The sequence below is a fragment of the Hydrogenobacter subterraneus genome (genome assembly GCF_055390195.1).
Genome location: NZ_AP042473.1, coordinates 136547 through 151553, shown reverse-complemented (window position 1 = coordinate 151553; position 15007 = coordinate 136547). Strand labels below are relative to the sequence as shown.

18 protein-coding genes are annotated in these 15007 nt (G+C 42.3%); 10 read left to right on the top strand and 8 right to left on the bottom strand.

What is annotated here, in order from left to right:
• The first annotated feature begins 33 nt into the window (after positions 1 to 33).
• From trpS to ACZ5GB_RS00880, 4 genes are read left to right on the top strand one after another with little or no spacing between them, the layout of a single operon-like run.
• Positions 34 to 1218 (top strand): tryptophan--tRNA ligase, encoded by a 1185-nt coding sequence (gene trpS, locus ACZ5GB_RS00895; RefSeq protein WP_464327107.1) that lies wholly within the window; start codon positions 34 to 36, stop codon positions 1216 to 1218.
• Positions 1215 to 2300, top strand: a complete 1086-nt coding sequence (locus ACZ5GB_RS00890) for a PHP domain-containing protein (protein WP_464327106.1) — start codon at positions 1215 to 1217, stop codon at positions 2298 to 2300. The genes trpS and ACZ5GB_RS00890 overlap by 4 nt, the downstream gene beginning before the upstream one ends.
• Positions 2248 to 2469 (top strand): hypothetical protein, encoded by a 222-nt coding sequence (locus ACZ5GB_RS00885; protein WP_464327105.1) that lies wholly within the window; start codon positions 2248 to 2250, stop codon positions 2467 to 2469. Before ACZ5GB_RS00890 ends, ACZ5GB_RS00885 begins: the two co-directional genes overlap by 53 nt.
• Complete coding sequence (locus ACZ5GB_RS00880; RefSeq protein WP_464327104.1) at positions 2469 to 2816, top strand: 6-pyruvoyl trahydropterin synthase family protein; 348 nt, start codon at positions 2469 to 2471, stop codon at positions 2814 to 2816. Before ACZ5GB_RS00885 ends, ACZ5GB_RS00880 begins: the two co-directional genes overlap by 1 nt.
• Here the strand turns inward: ACZ5GB_RS00880 and ACZ5GB_RS00875 are convergent.
• From ACZ5GB_RS00875 to ACZ5GB_RS00865, 3 genes are all read right to left on the bottom strand, one after another.
• Positions 2813 to 3268, bottom strand: coding sequence for a ligand-binding protein SH3 (locus ACZ5GB_RS00875; RefSeq protein ID WP_464327103.1), 456 nt, complete (start codon positions 3266 to 3268; stop codon positions 2813 to 2815). The genes ACZ5GB_RS00880 and ACZ5GB_RS00875 overlap by 4 nt on opposite strands.
• A 97-nt stretch (positions 3269 to 3365) precedes the next feature.
• On the bottom strand, positions 3366 to 4526 hold the full coding sequence (locus ACZ5GB_RS00870) for an iron-containing alcohol dehydrogenase (protein WP_464327102.1): 1161 nt from the start codon (positions 4524 to 4526) through the stop codon (positions 3366 to 3368).
• Positions 4523 to 4966: a TraR/DksA family transcriptional regulator gene (locus tag ACZ5GB_RS00865; protein ID WP_464327101.1), complete on the bottom strand. Its 444-nt coding sequence runs from the start codon at positions 4964 to 4966 to the stop codon at positions 4523 to 4525. Before ACZ5GB_RS00865 ends, ACZ5GB_RS00870 begins: the two co-directional genes overlap by 4 nt.
• 54 nt (positions 4967 to 5020) lie before the next feature.
• Between ACZ5GB_RS00865 and ACZ5GB_RS00860 the strand changes: the two genes are divergently transcribed.
• Genes ACZ5GB_RS00860 through ACZ5GB_RS00850 form a run of 3 tightly spaced genes read left to right on the top strand, consistent with a single transcriptional unit; the run spans position 5021 to position 7558 of the window.
• On the top strand, positions 5021 to 6355 hold the full coding sequence (locus ACZ5GB_RS00860; RefSeq protein WP_464327100.1) for a peptidylprolyl isomerase: 1335 nt from the start codon (positions 5021 to 5023) through the stop codon (positions 6353 to 6355).
• A 1-nt stretch (position 6356) separates the two neighbouring features.
• Positions 6357 to 7136 carry a citryl-CoA lyase gene (locus ACZ5GB_RS00855; RefSeq protein WP_464327099.1) on the top strand — a complete coding sequence of 260 codons (780 nt, stop codon included), beginning with the start codon at positions 6357 to 6359 and terminating at the stop codon, positions 7134 to 7136.
• Positions 7133 to 7558 carry a phosphate-starvation-inducible PsiE family protein gene (locus tag ACZ5GB_RS00850; RefSeq protein ID WP_464327098.1) on the top strand — a complete coding sequence of 142 codons (426 nt, stop codon included), beginning with the start codon at positions 7133 to 7135 and terminating at the stop codon, positions 7556 to 7558. The genes ACZ5GB_RS00855 and ACZ5GB_RS00850 overlap by 4 nt, the downstream gene beginning before the upstream one ends.
• On the opposite strand, the gene ACZ5GB_RS00845 is transcribed toward ACZ5GB_RS00850, so the two are convergent.
• From ACZ5GB_RS00845 to ACZ5GB_RS00835, 3 genes are all read right to left on the bottom strand, one after another.
• On the bottom strand, positions 7551 to 7940 hold the full coding sequence (locus ACZ5GB_RS00845; RefSeq protein WP_464327097.1) for a CZB domain-containing protein: 390 nt from the start codon (positions 7938 to 7940) through the stop codon (positions 7551 to 7553). The two genes, ACZ5GB_RS00850 and ACZ5GB_RS00845, sit on opposite strands and share 8 nt — an antisense overlap.
• 84 nt (positions 7941 to 8024) lie before the next feature.
• Positions 8025 to 8267 carry a tetratricopeptide repeat protein gene (locus ACZ5GB_RS00840; RefSeq protein WP_464327096.1) on the bottom strand — a complete coding sequence of 81 codons (243 nt, stop codon included), beginning with the start codon at positions 8265 to 8267 and terminating at the stop codon, positions 8025 to 8027.
• Positions 8267 to 8773, bottom strand: coding sequence for a hypothetical protein (locus ACZ5GB_RS00835; RefSeq protein WP_464327095.1), 507 nt, complete (start codon positions 8771 to 8773; stop codon positions 8267 to 8269). The genes ACZ5GB_RS00840 and ACZ5GB_RS00835 overlap by 1 nt, the downstream gene beginning before the upstream one ends.
• A gap of 36 nt (positions 8774 to 8809) precedes the next feature.
• Here ACZ5GB_RS00835 and ACZ5GB_RS00830 point away from each other — a divergent pair, with 36 nt between their 5' ends.
• The 3 genes from ACZ5GB_RS00830 to purC all read left to right on the top strand — a co-directional run bounded on the left by ACZ5GB_RS00830 (position 8810) and on the right by purC (position 11995).
• On the top strand, positions 8810 to 10201 hold the full coding sequence (locus tag ACZ5GB_RS00830; protein ID WP_464327094.1) for an FAD-binding oxidoreductase: 1392 nt from the start codon (positions 8810 to 8812) through the stop codon (positions 10199 to 10201).
• Positions 10202 to 10227: 26 nt separating this feature from the next.
• Positions 10228 to 11112, top strand: a complete 885-nt coding sequence (locus ACZ5GB_RS00825; RefSeq protein WP_464327093.1) for a dienelactone hydrolase family protein — start codon at positions 10228 to 10230, stop codon at positions 11110 to 11112.
• A 184-nt stretch (positions 11113 to 11296) separates the two neighbouring features.
• The gene (purC, locus tag ACZ5GB_RS00820) at positions 11297 to 11995 is read left to right on the top strand and encodes a phosphoribosylaminoimidazolesuccinocarboxamide synthase (protein WP_464327092.1); all 699 of its coding nucleotides are present in this window, start codon (positions 11297 to 11299) and stop codon (positions 11993 to 11995) included.
• On the opposite strand, the gene malQ is transcribed toward purC, so the two are convergent.
• Both malQ and ACZ5GB_RS00810 read right to left on the bottom strand, forming a co-directional pair.
• The gene (gene malQ, locus ACZ5GB_RS00815) at positions 11992 to 13404 is read right to left on the bottom strand and encodes a 4-alpha-glucanotransferase (RefSeq protein WP_464327091.1); all 1413 of its coding nucleotides are present in this window, start codon (positions 13402 to 13404) and stop codon (positions 11992 to 11994) included. The genes purC and malQ overlap by 4 nt on opposite strands.
• 34 nt (positions 13405 to 13438) lie before the next feature.
• Positions 13439 to 14917, bottom strand: coding sequence for an IS200/IS605 family accessory protein TnpB-related protein (locus ACZ5GB_RS00810; RefSeq protein ID WP_464327090.1), 1479 nt, complete (start codon positions 14915 to 14917; stop codon positions 13439 to 13441).
• Between the last annotated feature and the right edge of the window lie 90 nt (positions 14918 to 15007).

Genomic DNA, 15007 nt, shown 5'->3' with positions numbered 1-15007 from the left:
TATAATCGGCCATTGTGGTTTAATATTTAAACCATGAGGATTTTAAGCGGTATGAGACCTACAGGAAAGCTTCATCTTGGACACTATTTTGGCGTTATAAAAAACTGGGTAAAGCTACAGGAGGAACATCAAACCTTTTATATGATCGCAGACTGGCACGCCCTAACTACAGGCTACAAAAAGGTTCAGGAGATACCACAGAACATAGAGGAGATGCTTATAGACTGGATTGCACTTGGAATAGACCCGCAAAAGAGCGTCCTTTTTAAACAATCGGACATAAAAGAGCATGCAGAGCTTTTTCTCATATTTTCCATGATAACGCCCAAAAGTTGGCTTGAATGGAACCCAACCTACAAGGATACAAAATACAACCTATTGAGGATAGCAGACCTCAGCCTTATGTTCAAAGGTGGCATAAGGGACCTTGTGAGGACCTTCATAGCCTCTTTGCCTTATAAGGTAGAAGACTTTGAGGCCCTTGAGGATATGCTTTTGGACAACCTCTCAGATGCCCTTATTGAGGCCCTCTTTGAAGGCCACTTGGACAAGGAGATACTCAAGGAGCTAAATGTTTCAAAAAGGGATTTTTATGATACGGATACTTATGGCTTTCTTGGATATCCTGTTTTGCAAGCTGTAGATATTCTCATATACAAGGCGGAGGCAGTGCCTGTAGGAGAGGACCAATTGCCACACATAGAACTGGCAAGGGAAATAGCAAGGAGGTTCAACAGCCTATACGGTGAAACCTTTCCAGAACCACAGGCCATGCTTACAGAAACACCAAGGCTTCCCGGCACCGATGGTAGGAAGATGAGCAAATCTTACAACAACGCCATCTATTTTGCGGACAGCAAAGAAGAAGTCCAAAGGAAGGTGATGAGCTTTTTCACAGACCCTCAAAAGCTCCGTAAAGGGGACCCGGGAAGGCCTGAGATATGCCCTGTATTTTTCTACCACAAGGTATTTAGCCCATCACAAAAGGTGGAAGAGATAGAAAGGGACTGCAGGAGCGGTAAGCTTGGCTGTGTTGATTGTAAAAGGCTTATGTTTGAAGGTCTTGAGGCCTTCCTTGAACCAATAAGGGAAAGAAGAAAGGAGGTGGAAAAGGATAAAGAAAGATTAAAAGAGGTGTTAAAGGAAGGTGCTAAAAAGGCCAGAGCTATAGCGATCAAGACTATGGAAGAGGTAAGGGAGAAGATTAAGGTGGGATGATCTTTTTTTTGACCGTTTTATTCTTATTGCTTATCTACATTGTCTTTTTAGAGTTATACCCTATAAGGAGGATAAAGGCCAAGAACATCAACCTTTTTCCCTCTAAGCTACCCAGCCTTTACCTCTATTCTTTTGAGATACACCTTCATAGCCAGTTCTCCTATGATTCTTTGGGAAAGCCAGAGGACATAACAGACTCTGCAAAGTTGGAGGATATAGACTATGTGATAGTCACGGACCACGACAAGGACCACATAAAATACTTTGCAGACCACAGGCTTATAGCCTGTGTAGAAAAGAAAGTGCTTGGAGAAAAGGGAAACATACTTGGAGACCTTCTCCTCGTAGAGGATATAAGGGTGGTGGCCCATCCCTTCAAAGAAAAGTATAGATGGAGGATGGACCTTCCAGAAGACTACCATTTTGAGCTTATAGACCTTAAAGATGCCCTTTTAGAAAGAAAAGGTTTGATGTTTTTCTTCCTTCCTTATATCCTAATAAGGGGCCTCTTTTCTGTAAACTGGGCCCTTGAAGCCATTAAAAAGTTAATACCTGTGGAAAAGTATGCCCTACAGTATCTTTCTATGGGTATAGAAAACCCTATAGTGGGAGGCCTTGACCATCATGTAAAGGTATATGTTAGAGAGGTAGGGATCAAATTTCTTTTTCCACACTATAGGCACAGCTTTAGGCTTATGAGGAACTTTCTTATCTCAGAAGAAAGGGTGGAAAGCAAAGAAGATTTTCTAAAACAGCTCAAAAGGGGCCATACGGTAATATCCTTTAGCAAAAAGCCCACGTTATACTGGAAGGAGGAGGGAAGTGTTAAGATATACCCTTCCGAAAGATGTTTGCTTATTAGGTACAGCAGGGAAGGTGTGGAGGCCTACATAGGGTCTTACTTTGAGATGGAACAGGTTGGCACAAGCCTTTTTATTGCATATACTTATAAATTCCAGTGGTTAAACTTTTACTTTGGTCTAAAGCCCCTTTTTATCTTTTTATACAAGGAGGAAAAGGATGGAAGAGATGCCTTTGCCCGAGGAAATAAAGGAGAAGATTCTTCAAAAGGTCTCCAATAAGGCCTTGGCCCTCAAGGCCTTTGAATATATAAAACTTGTCAAAAGGGGAGATGGAAGTATATGGGTTAAGGAGGAGTTTGAAGACATAAACAACCATGCCCTTTGGTTTATGGTGCTTGCCTGTGTAAATTACGCTCAAAGAATCTTGAAAGGAGAGGATATAGACTGATGCCTTGGAATGTGATTGTCAAAAAGAAATTTAGCTGGGCACATTTTTTGACAGATTACCATGGCGCGCCAGAGCCTGTGCATGGACATACATGGATCGTGGAGGTGCATATAAGGGCAGACAAGGTGGATGCGGGTGGTATGGGTATTGACTTTTTAGAGATAGAAGAGTTTTTAAAGAAGCTCCTTCCAGACTATGTGCTTTTGAATGATATTGTAGATTTTTCTCCAAGTGCAGAAAATATGGCAAAATGGATATACGAAAGGGTAAAAGAAAAATTCCCCACAGTCTCCAAAGTTTTAGTTTGGGAAAAGGAAGACTGTGGGGCTGAGTATTGGGAGGGTTAACAGCTTACACAGTTCTTTTCTTTTGCTTCCCTTGCCTTCTTTGCCATTTCTGGGTCATAGGCCTTGCCTTGCCAAAGCATTTGATAGACCACTTCGTGAGTGCTTTCTGCAAGCTGGGTTAGTTCTTTAAAGAGTTTGTTAAAACCTTCGCTTCTATGAGATTCTTCGTGGTCTTCCAAGCTTCTCCAAAAGGTGATTATAAGCACTTCCCTATTCTTTAGAGGATGCTCTGTAGTCTGTCCTGCAGTGGAACCTTCCAAAGAAACACCGCCAGTGTTGAGAGCCACAAATCCGCCATAAAAGCCTGTGTCTGAGTGGTAGGTCTTTACATGCTCGCAAAGGTAGGCCACCTTTTCTGCCACATCATCCAAGGTGACCCCTTCTTTTAACACCACATAGTTTATGTTAACTATGGCATCTTCTGGTACATCCACTATATAGTTTCCATACATGGTAGCACCTCCCTTTAAGATTATTCCGATATTCTAATATACTTAAAGCTTAGCAAATAAACCATGTTCTAAATCACAGAGTAAAAGAGGCCTTCAATCAATAGCCTTCGTAGGCCCTCTCGTAAAGTTTGTATATATCCTCCATGGTAGGTTCTACTGGATTTATGGGAAAGAGGCCCCTTGAAAGCATATAGGTGTCTTCTGTTAATCTTTCTATCTTTTCCCTTTCTACTCCAAGCTCTTTTAGGCTTAGCCTTAGCCCAACCTTTTCAAGGAAATCCTCAAGAGCCTTTACTGCCATATGTGGCTCTGGCTTGTAGCCCATAAGCTCTGCAAAAAGGGCATACTTTTCCGGATTGCCTTTATAGTTGAAGTCTGTAATGGCTACACCAAGGGCGGAAAGGCCCTCAGCATGGGCTATATGTGGATAGTGGGCCGATACGGGATGTTCCATACCATGTATGAGAGCAACCCTTTTTCTGTCTATGGCTATACCAGCCAGCATGGCAGCGTAGCTCATGTAGGACCTTGCCTGTAGGTTTTCTGGCTCTTCTATGGCTACTGGTAGCCACCTTCTTATGATCTGTATGGCCCTTATGGCTAAGTCCTCCGCAAAGAAGTTTGAAAGTCTGTTGGTAAGGGATTCAAGGGCGTGCATAAGTGCGTCTATGCCCGTTAGGGCTGTAAGCCTTCTGTCCATGCTAACTGTTAGAGATGGGTCTATTATTGCTACCCTTGGATAGTTCAAGGAGTGGGATATGACCATCTTTTCCTTTCTTATGGGGTTTGATAGGACAGAATACCTATTTACCTCGCTTCCCGTTCCGGCGGTGGTAGGAATGCATATAACAGGCCTGTTTAAAAAGGGTATGAGCCTTGGCCCTTCTGGATAGTTCACATAGTCCCATGCATAGCCTTCGTTGGAGGACACTATGGATATGGCCTTGGCAGAGTCCAAGCTACTCCCACCACCAAGGCCTATAATGTAGTCTATCTTCTCTTTTACCACAATCTCGCTTGCAAGGTTTACACTTTTATCCGTTGGATTGGGTTCTATCTGGTCAAAGATAATAATCTCTTCTGCTCCGTTCCTATTCAAAGACTCTACCACCCTATCTAAGGCACCGTTTTCCTTTGTGCTTTTTTTACCGGTGGCTATAAGAACTCTGTAGCCAAAGCGCCTTCCTACCTCACCAACCTTATTTACAGAACCAACCCCAAATATAACTTCTACAGGCAGATAGAGGTCAAAGTTCATGCCTCTGTTATGTCTTCGCGCTGGATTTCCACGTCCTCTGGAATGGTTGCCTCAAAGGTAAAGGCTGGATAGGTAGGAACAATACCTTCTTCTTCTGCCTTCTCAGCACAATGGGCGTGGTACCTTGTCCATGGTATAGCCATTAGCCTTTCAAATGGTATTTCTTCTCCGCAGTATTCGCATATTCCGTAGGTGCCAGCCTGTATTTTGTTGAGAGCATGGTCAATCTCTTTGATTATGAAGAACTCCCTCGCAGAAAAGGTATCAAGAAGCTCTTGAGTATAGGTCATCTGGCTCACATCCTCCAAGTCCCTTGGTTCTTTGACCTCTTCCTCAATACGTGCCTGCGTATCCTCCTTCTTTTTGTAGCGTTCAAGGAGCTTTGCCTTCTCCTCAAGTAGTTTGTTCCTCAAAAGTTCAAGTTGTTCTTTACTTAGCATCTCTAACCTCCTCTTTATAGGAATTCAAAATAATATATGCTAAAATTTTTTCTAATGTATTCCCTACTACACAGGTATAAAAGTATAACCGTAGCCATTATAGCAGTTGCCACTGGCGGCTTTTTCCTGTGGCTCTTTTTTGCAGGTGGCCTTAGCGATATAACTTCTCCTTCCAAAAGATGTGTGGTAGAGGTAAACTCTGGCTGTGTTACCATAAAGGACTACAGGAGAGAACTCCTTAGATTTTCCAATCTTCTCCAAAACCCTCAAATGGAAAAGCTTGTAAAGGACCAAGTGCTTTCAAACCTTATAGCCCAGGAGCTTCTTTATCAGAAGGCTAAGGACCTATCCTTAGTTGCCAGCAATGAGGAGGTGGTGGAGGTAATAAAGTCAGACCCCACCTTTCATGAAGGCGGTCTTTTTTCTGCATCCAAATATAAAGAAATACTATCAAGGAACGGCATGACTCCAGAGGAGTATGAAGACTATTTAAGAAAAGCCATAAGCATTCAAAAGCTTTTAAGACTTTTGACCAACGGAGTCTATATTACGGAAGAAGAGTTTAAGATAAATCTTTTGGCAGATTCCACACTTTTGAGTGGTAGCCTATACCTTATAACACCATCGGACGTAAAAGATAGATACACACCAACGGACCAAGAACTTTTGGAGTATTACCAGAAAAATAAAGAACTTTTTAAGAGACAAGAGGGAAGGGTTGTACGTGTATGGAAGGAAAAAGACAAGGAAAAGGCTCTTTCCATATACAAAGACTTAAAGGCTGGAAAGGAGGTGCAGGGCTTTCAAGAGTTTAGACTCCCAGAGGATATTCAAAAGCTTGGAGAAGCCATAAATAAAGAAGCACAAAGGCTAACCCCACAGGATAGAGTAAGCGTTTTTAAAGAAGGTGAAGAGTATGTGGTGGTTTATCTCAAAGAGCTTTTGCCCACAGGCTATGAAGACTTTGAGAAGGTGAAAGAAAAGGTAAAAGAAAAGCTAATAGAAGAAAAAAGCCAATCTTTTATGCTCCAGAAGGCACAAGAAGTAGTAAAGGCGATAAAAGAAGGGAAAAAACCGGAGGTAAAGGCGCTAAACTTTTCGCAAACTCCAGCCATGCAGTTGAGTGCAGTGATCAATATAAACCAAAAAGATTTAGTTAATATAGTCTTATCCCAAGAAAAAGTTTTTGGTCCTTATCCACTTAGGCAAGGCTATGGTGTGCTTTTCATAGAAAGTAGAAGCCAAAAGGAAATAAAGAAGGAAGAAAAACAAGAACTTTTTAAAGATATACTTAGCCTAAAATCTCAAGCTATACTCACAAGGTATATAGAATACCTTGAAAAGAATTCAAAAATAAAGATAAACAAAGAACTTCTTGGAGGTGGTTAAGATGGAAAAGAAGTGGAGAACGGCTATAACACAACATGTGGGTCATGAAACCTACATAAGAGGCTACAGGCTTTTGGACCTTGTGGGCAATCTAAGCTTTGCCCAGGCAATCTATCTTATTCTCAAGGGTGAACTTCCCAACGAAAAAGAATCTAAGATGATGGAAGCTATGTTTGTTTCTGTGATAGACCACGGTATTGCTCCACCTTCTGTGATAGCTGCCAGGGCTGTGGCTTCTGGTGGAAACTCTTTAAATGTAGGCGTTGCTGCAGGCGTGCTTGCCTTTGGTTCAGCCCACGGAGGAGCCTTAGAGGATGCAATGAAGTTCATTCAAGAGGGTGTGGCAAGCCAAAGGCCTGTGGAAGACATAGTTAGAGAATATTTAGAAGCCAAAAAGCCCATACCGGGCTATGGACATAGGTATTATAAGGACTTTGACCCAAGGACGAAGAGGCTTATGGACATAGCCAAGGAGCTTGGCTTTTATGGGAAGCATTGCCAGTTTGCAGAAGAGGTGCAAGAGGAGATAGGAAGGCAAAAGGGCAAAAAGTTGGTGCTTAACGTGGATGGTGGCATTGCGGCAGTTGCTTCAGAGATGGGCTTTGATTGGAGGCTTGGAAAAGGCTTTTTCATCATAGGAAGGGTGCCAGGCCTTGTGGCCCATGTGTATGAAGAGTTAACTATGGAAAAGCCCTTCTCCAAAAGATTGGACGAAGAGACAGAAACGGAATACATTGGTGTCCCACCAAGAGAACTACCAAGTGAGTTTAAAAAGATATGAAAGAAATGGATCTACAGGAAAAGATCCTCAAGGTATACAAGCTATTTACAGCTCTGGCTTTTAACATAGCCATAATTATTTTGCTCTTCTCCTTGGCTGTAGGCATAATTAGAACTATACTTGAAATAGGCCTCCTTTTTACGGAGGCCACCGTAAGGCTTAGTATAAAAGAGCTGGTTACAAACGTGCTTTCCATAGTTATAATCCTTGAGCTAATAAGGGCCTTTGTTGATTACTTTGAACATGAAAGGGTAAGGATGGAGATACTCATAGAGATAGCGGTAGCCTTTATGGTGAGAGAATTTATGATATACATATTTGCAGGAAATCTAAAAGGTGTTGATGTTGTTCTTTGGATACTTGGCATATTCCTACTTGTAGGTGCAAGGACCCTAACGGTTGTATTCAAACCTACTAAGTAGTGTCTTGTTCTTCTTTGCGTAGGACCCTTTCTAATTTTAAAAGTAGCTGGAAAAGCTCTGTAGACTTATTCTTAACCATGTTTAAGATTTTTAGCTTCTCCTCTTCCGAGCTTACCCTTTCAATCTCAAAAGCAATCTCATGAAATTCACGATGGGTTTTTTCTATTTCTTCAATCAACTCCCTTATGTGTGGTGGATACTCTTCCAATCTGGCATATACTTCTGGATAAAACCTTTTACCAAAAGAGCAATCCTTGTGCGATTTGTGTTCAAAGGGTTGGTTGTTCTTTATGCTTTTTTCAAGCTTGGATATATATGTAGCATGGCTTGCCATGATTAAGTCTATATCCTTAGCCATTAATAATAGTTCTTGCAACATCATACCTTCCTCCTAAAATAAGTTTTTCTTAAGATGGAAATTATTATGAAAGAAAAAACATGAAAAACAAATGAAAAACTTTTACATTTATACGCCGTATATTATATCCAAAAGTTCCTTTGCCTTTTCTTTATCTATCTCCCTTAACTTTTTATAAACTTCCCTTGCCTCTTCCACCTTTCCAGCCCTGCTGTAGGCAACGCCCAGCTTAAAAAGAAGGTCTGGGTCTTCTGGCCTTTCTTGTAGTTCCTTTTTAAGGTCCTCTATAAACTTCTCAAGCAAACCTTCGCCCATCTTGCTAAAAATTCCTTTGTAGCCCTTATCCATCATCACTTAGCCCCGTAGAATTTATAATTTAAGCCTTTTATCCTTTCAAGGTTTTCTATTAGCAGGTCTTCCAAGTAAGGGTTATAAGATAAGACCACTACTTGGAGGCCAAAGCCGAATTCCTCCAAAATCTTCCTTGATGTCCTTAGGAATTCTCTTAGCACCTCATCCTGTTCTATTTCAAAAGGTGCGCCCAAAAAGTGGTGGCTTATTCCCAAAAAGCTTCCGGGCTTTACCCTCACCGAAAGCCTTATGGGGTTTAGGTTTTCTATCAGCCTTTCCTTTTCAATTGCATACTCAAGACCAAACATGAGCATGGCATCGGTAATAAGGTGCATGGAAGACAGAGAAACAAACTGTCTAAAACCACTTTCTTTAAAGTCCAGCTTTAGATTGTCTCTTACCGTCTCTACCCAATGGGGGTGTGGATGCTCCAAAAGCCAAAGTATTTTCTCTGGATAAAAACTTTGGCCCTCCTGTCTTCCCCAAAACATACTGACAAGTGGCATTGTTATAAATATAGGCAGGGTTTATATTTTTATGCTATGCTTGGCATACTAAAAAGGAAGCCGGTAGATAAGCTCATAGAAGTTCTTGGAAAGGATAAGGTAAATACATCCCTTGTGGAAAGAAAGCTCTACTCTTACGATGCCACACCTATACCCATAGAAAGGGCTATGCCCTCCGCGGTAGTTTTCCCAGAAAGTCATGAAGATGTGGTAAAGCTTGTAAAGGTATGCTATGAAGAAGAGATACCTATCTTCCCAAGGGGTGCTGGCTCGGGCCTGACTGGTGGAGCAGTGCCTACCTTAGAGAAGGGTATAGTGGTGTCCTTTGAAAGGATGAATAGGTTTGAAGTCAATGTGGATAATGCTACTGCAGAGGTCCAGCCCGGCGTTATAACCTCACAGTTTCAAGAGTATGTGGAAAGGCTTGGGCTATTTTATCCACCAGACCCTTCATCTTTTAAATACTCTACTCTTGGTGGAAACATTGCGGAAAACGCCGGCGGCCCAAGATGTCTAAAGTATGGAGTGACCCGTGAGTATGTGCTTGGCCTTACTGCGGTCATAAAGGAAGGTCATACGCTAAAGACGGGGAATCCCATCATAAAGGATGTGGCAGGCTACGATATAACCAAGCTATTTGTAGGCTCTGAAGGCACCTTGGGCCTTATAACCTCTGCCACTCTAAAGCTAATACCAAAACCCAAGGCAAGAGCTACAGCATTGGCTCTCTTTAATAAGCTTGAAGATGTAGGAAGGGCAGTTACCAAAATCTTTACCTCTGGCATATTCCCCTCCGCCTTGGAGTTTATGGATTCGGATGCCATAAGAGCTGTGGAAGATTATAAGCCTGTAGGCCTACCCAAAGTGGAAGCACTGTTGCTTATAGAGGTGGATGGCTCTCCTCAAAGCGTTGTAGAGGACCTAAAACAGATAGAAGAGCTGTTAAGGCCAATGGGAGTAGAAGTTTTGGTGGCAAAAAGCAAAGAAGAGGAAGAAAAACTGTGGTCTGCTCGCAAGAGCCTTGGCCCAGCCCTCGGGAATCTGCGAACCGGGAAGATTAACGAAGACATAGTCATACCAAGGATATACCTCTCGGAGGCAATCCCAGAGTTTAGAAAGATAGCTCAAAAGTATGGCCTTCTTATGGTGATATTTGGTCATATAGGGGATGGAAACTTACATGTGAACCTGCTTTATGATAAGGCAAACAGAGAAGAGGAAGAGAGGGCAGAGAGGGCTGTGGATGAGGTATTTGAACTGGCTTTAAGGTACAACGGTTCTATAACAGGAGAGCATGGAGTAGGACTAACGAAGAAGAAGTTTTTAAGATGGCAATTTGGGGATGTGGGCTATGAACTTCTAAAGGGCATAAAGCTCCTCTTTGACCCTAAAAACATTTTCAATCCCGGAAAGGTGGTGGAGGTGTAAATTATAAAGGCTGGGGAGGTGTGAAGATGAAGGGGTTTTTAATAGCTCTTCTTTTTATGGTAAGTTTTAGCTTTGCTACCGATGAGTTCGTAAGGGGTTTGATTGATAAGCTTATGGAAAAGGGGCCAAATGCCTGGTGGTGGGACAAAAGATGGTGGGAAGAGGGCTATATAGAAAACCTACCCAACTATAAGGTGCGCACAGAGATGGTGATAGTAAAGAAAAGGGATGTAGATATTCCAGTTTATGTGTACAGGCCTGACGATGATAAGGCCTATCCTGGAGTCCTCTTTATCCATGGAAGGAGGGGCCTTGATGAACTTTTCCAGCTTCATGCAAAGAGGCTTGCAAGTAAAGGCTTTGTTGTGGTAGCACCAGACCTATACACGGGCAGGCTCATACCTCAGTTTCCCATAGAACATGACCCTATTGTAGAGGAAGACCTTGATGCCGTGCTTTTGTATGCGGTAAACAGAAAGGATATAAAGAACGGAAAGTTGTGTGCATACGGTCTTACAAGGGGAGGCTACTATGGTATAAGGCTTTTGGTGACATATAAAAGGCAGGAAAAAGAGATAGTGTGTTTTGTTGCTTATTATCCCCATATGCAAAACCCTAACGCTCCAGAGCCGGAGCAGGTCTACAGGTACGCTCCCGAGTGGGAGAATCTAAAGATACCTACTCTAATACTGGTAGGTGAAAACGAACAATATCAGAGGATAAGGCCAGCCTTGGTTGCAGTTGATCATCTCAAAGCCAAAGGCGTGCCCATATGGATAGTGGTATACCCTGGTGTGGGCAGAGGCTTTGACTTTAGGCTTGACAGAAGGACCTTTGCCGATGACCTTGCTTCAAAGGATGCTTTAATAAGGGCTTCTTTGTTTATAAGGAAATATCTTGAGGGGAGATAGAGCTTTTTATATGGTTTGAATACACATTTGCCTGTGAACTTATTTTTGTTTTATATTACTTTGTAGAAGTATGGCACAAAAACTCCTCACCTTTTTGTATCATTTATTTTCACCAAAAATTTATAGTAGCATCTTCGTCGCTTAATTAATCTCCCACCCCACGTAATGGATTTATAATTTATTCATGAAGCTTCTTTATGAGGGAAAGGCCAAAATAGTCTATGAGGTGGACAAAGACAAATGCCTTATCTATTTTAAGGATTCTGCTACAGCCTTTGACGCTACCAAAAAAGCAAACATAGAAGGTAAGGGGGTTATAAACAACGCCATATCAAGCCTACTTTTCAAGCTTTTGGAGGAAAAGGGAATAAGGACGCACTTTATAGAGAAGGTCTCCGAGAGAGAGATGCTTGTTTGGAAGGCAAAGAGGTATGACCTTGAGGTGGTGGTAAGGAACATAACGGCTGGAAGCCTTTGCAAAAGACTTGGCCTAAGGGAGGGAGAAAGGCTAAAAAAGCCCCTTGTGGAACTCTTTTACAAAAAGGATGAACTGCACGATCCCCTCATATGCATAGACCATGCCCTCCTTTTGAGCATTGCTGACAGGAAAAGCATACTCAAGATGATTGATATGGCAAAAAGGGTGAATAAGGTCCTTAAGAGGTTTTTCAAGGACCATGGCCTTTTGCTTGTAGATTTTAAGCTTGAGTTTGGCCTTCTTCCCGATGGAAGCTTAGCTGTGATAGATGAAATCTCTCCCGATACATGCAGGCTCTGGGATGCCAAAACGGGAGAAAAGCTTGACAAGGACAGGTTTAGGTTTGACTTGGGCGACCTCATGGAAGGCTACAGAAAGGTGCTTGAGGCCATAGAAAAAGGCTAAAACCTCCCGTATATATCGCACAGAGAGGCAACAAACTCCCAGACCTCCCCTTGTGGCATATCCTTTAGCCTCCACCGCCAGTTGCCCTCCGCCTTTCCCGGCGTGTTCATCCTTGACTCTTCCCCAAGGCCAAGGAGGTCCTGCATAGGCACAATGCAATACTTTGCCACAGACATGTAGGCAAGCCTGAGAAAGGCCTCATGCACTTTTGATGGCGCATAGCCAAGGTAATCTAAGACCTTTGCCCTCTGCCAAGGGTTTAGCTCCTTAAAAAACCAGTCCCGTATTGGCATGTTGTCGTGGGTTGTGGTATAAACCACGGAGTTATAGGTGTGGTTGTGTGGAAGATGGGTGGAGTTTTTATCAAAGAAGGCAAAGGCCAAGACTTTCATACCCGGGAGGCCAAAGTGGTCCCTTAAATTTATCACCTCCTCGTCTATGGTGCCAAGGTCCTCCGCTATAAAGGGCATGCTTGGAAACTCTTCCCTTATCCTTTCAAAGAGTTCATAGCCCGGAGCCTTCTCCCACCAGCCCCTTTCTGCCGTCTTTTCACCATAAGGCACCTGATAGAAGGCCGAAAAGCCCCTAAAGTGGTCAAGCCTCACAAGGTCAAAGAGCTTCAAAGAATGCCTTATCCTCAAAAGCCACCAGTCAAAGCCCCTTTCCTTTAGCCTATCCCAGTTATATACCGGGTTTCCCCAAAGCTGTCCAGTCTTTGAAAAGTAGTCGGGTGGAACGCCCGCTGAAACATCCAGCCTAAATATGTCTTGGTTTGCCCAAACATCTGCGCTGTCTCTGGCAGGATATATGGGAAGGTCCCCCACAATCCTTATGCCTTTTGAGTTGGCATAATCTTTTAAGGCTTTCCATTGCTTGAAAAAGGTGTATTGGACAAATTTCTCCTTTAAAAGATCTTTTTCTTCCACCTTTGGCAACTCTTCCCACTGCCACCAGGGCTTTTGTAGCCTTTTGTGTATGCAAGAAAAGAGGCTAAAATCCTCAAGCCAATAGGCATTCTCTTCACAAAAGGAGTGAAAATCCTGGTCTTCCTTGAAGTTTTTAAAGGCCACTTCAAGCATATACTCCTTTCTTTTGTAGACCTCCTCATAAGGGACTCTTTCAGACCTTTCTATCCTTAGGGCCTCAAGGGTAGCCCTATCTATGAGACCATCCCTATATAGCATCTCTGGGCTTATGAGAATTGGATTTCCCGCAAAAAGGGATATGGAGTAGTAGGGAGAGTTTCCATGAGCTTGGTGGGTTGGGTTTAAGGGTAGCACCTGCCATAAGCTTTGGCCAGAGGAGGTCATAAGGTCCACAAAGGCGTAGGCGTTCGGCCCAAGGTCCCCTATTCCAAAGTCCGAAGGGAGTGAGCTTATATGAAGAAGTATGCCGGCCTTTCTTTCCATTTTGGATTTTTTATTTTAAGGCTCTCAGGGTGTTTCAAAAATAGCCTGTGTTTTCGCACAGACCACCGCCCCCGCCCCCTGAAGCGGGAACTTGCGCCCTTCTCGGGTCTCCCCACAAGCCCTGAAAGAGAATATCTTTCAGGACAGAGAGGTCCCTTAATACCCTCTCAGGAGAGAGTGCCGTTAGCACCACTACCTTGAGAACTCGCCATGGATTAAATCGGGTATCTAAGCTTGTTCCTTCCAGTGGCTTAGATATCCTCCATGGCTCACTCCCAAGGCTTTTTATTAAATTCTCTATCTCCTTTATGTGTTTAGCTTTCAAATAGGCATTCTTTACCTTCTCTTTCACATACTCTTTTAACTCTTTCAAGTCTTTTATGCTTAGCCTTTTTATAAGCTCCATATAATTCTTTGGCACCTTTTCTTTTAGTCCCAATCCTCTCCTTGCTATCACATAGGCAGAAGCTACATCCTTGCTTACCATGTATTGTGGTGCATACTTTAACATACCTATGATAGATGTATAAGCTGGATTTACTTCTATCACTTCTATGCCATTCCTTTTGGCAAGTAGTTTTATCCTTTCTAACAATTTCCTATAAGCAAAGCTGTGTTGTATTCTCCTTACCTTTCTCCCAGAGTAGTCCCCTCCTTTGTTTTTCTTCATCTTTAACTTCTCTACCGCTATAGCCTTTCCTTTCTCTTTGGCTAAGCTTATAACTTTATGAGCGTATATCCATGTGTAGTAGTCTCTCTTATTGCTATTGCCACTTCCCAATTCTGGCATAGGTATTTCACCATAAGAAATAAGTCCGCCACGTTCATCCGTTTCTGTCCAAGCTATGTGGTTTGGATAGGCGTTTAGGTCTATGCCTATTACTCCATAAGCTTTGGTTATCTCTATCTGTGGATATTCTTCCTCTATGGTGAAGTAAGCATACACATTGCCATCTCTTAGCTTTAGCTCTACCGTATATGCTCTTCCAGAAAAGGCTATCTCTTTAATCTTCTCTATCCTATCCCCCGCACTTATCAAGGCATATACATATTGCCTTTCTCCTGTGTTTATTCTAAGATAGGTCCTATCCTCTTTTACTTCTATCCTTGTGTTTTGGTTTCCTTTACAATTTGCTTGTCCTATGGAGTATAGATTGCCTTTTCTCCTCTCTTGGAATTGAATTTTTAATCCTTGATAGTCTTTTCCGTTTATATGTCTTTTTTGCAATTTTCTAAAATTATCTCTTCCGCCAAATATAACCTTTTTTAAGCTTTCTCCTTTCTCTTTTCTTACTTTCATCAAGGCTTGTGCTTTAACAATGGCTGAGTGTGAATATCTTGCGTTTAGTCCAAATACATCTTGGATTAACTTTCTTAGAGTGTTTATTTCCATACCTTCCAAAAATCTTTTATAAGCATATCTCATAGCTGAGGACCATATTCTCATGAGGTTTAGGACCTTTTCCTTGTCTTGATAGCTTGAGAATAAAAGCTTAGCGCTTATGGTTATCATCTCTTGGTATTTTAACATAACCGTAGGTAAGGTGGATTTTTGAAACAGCCTCCTCTTGACATTGACAAAAATCATGTTATATTAACTTTA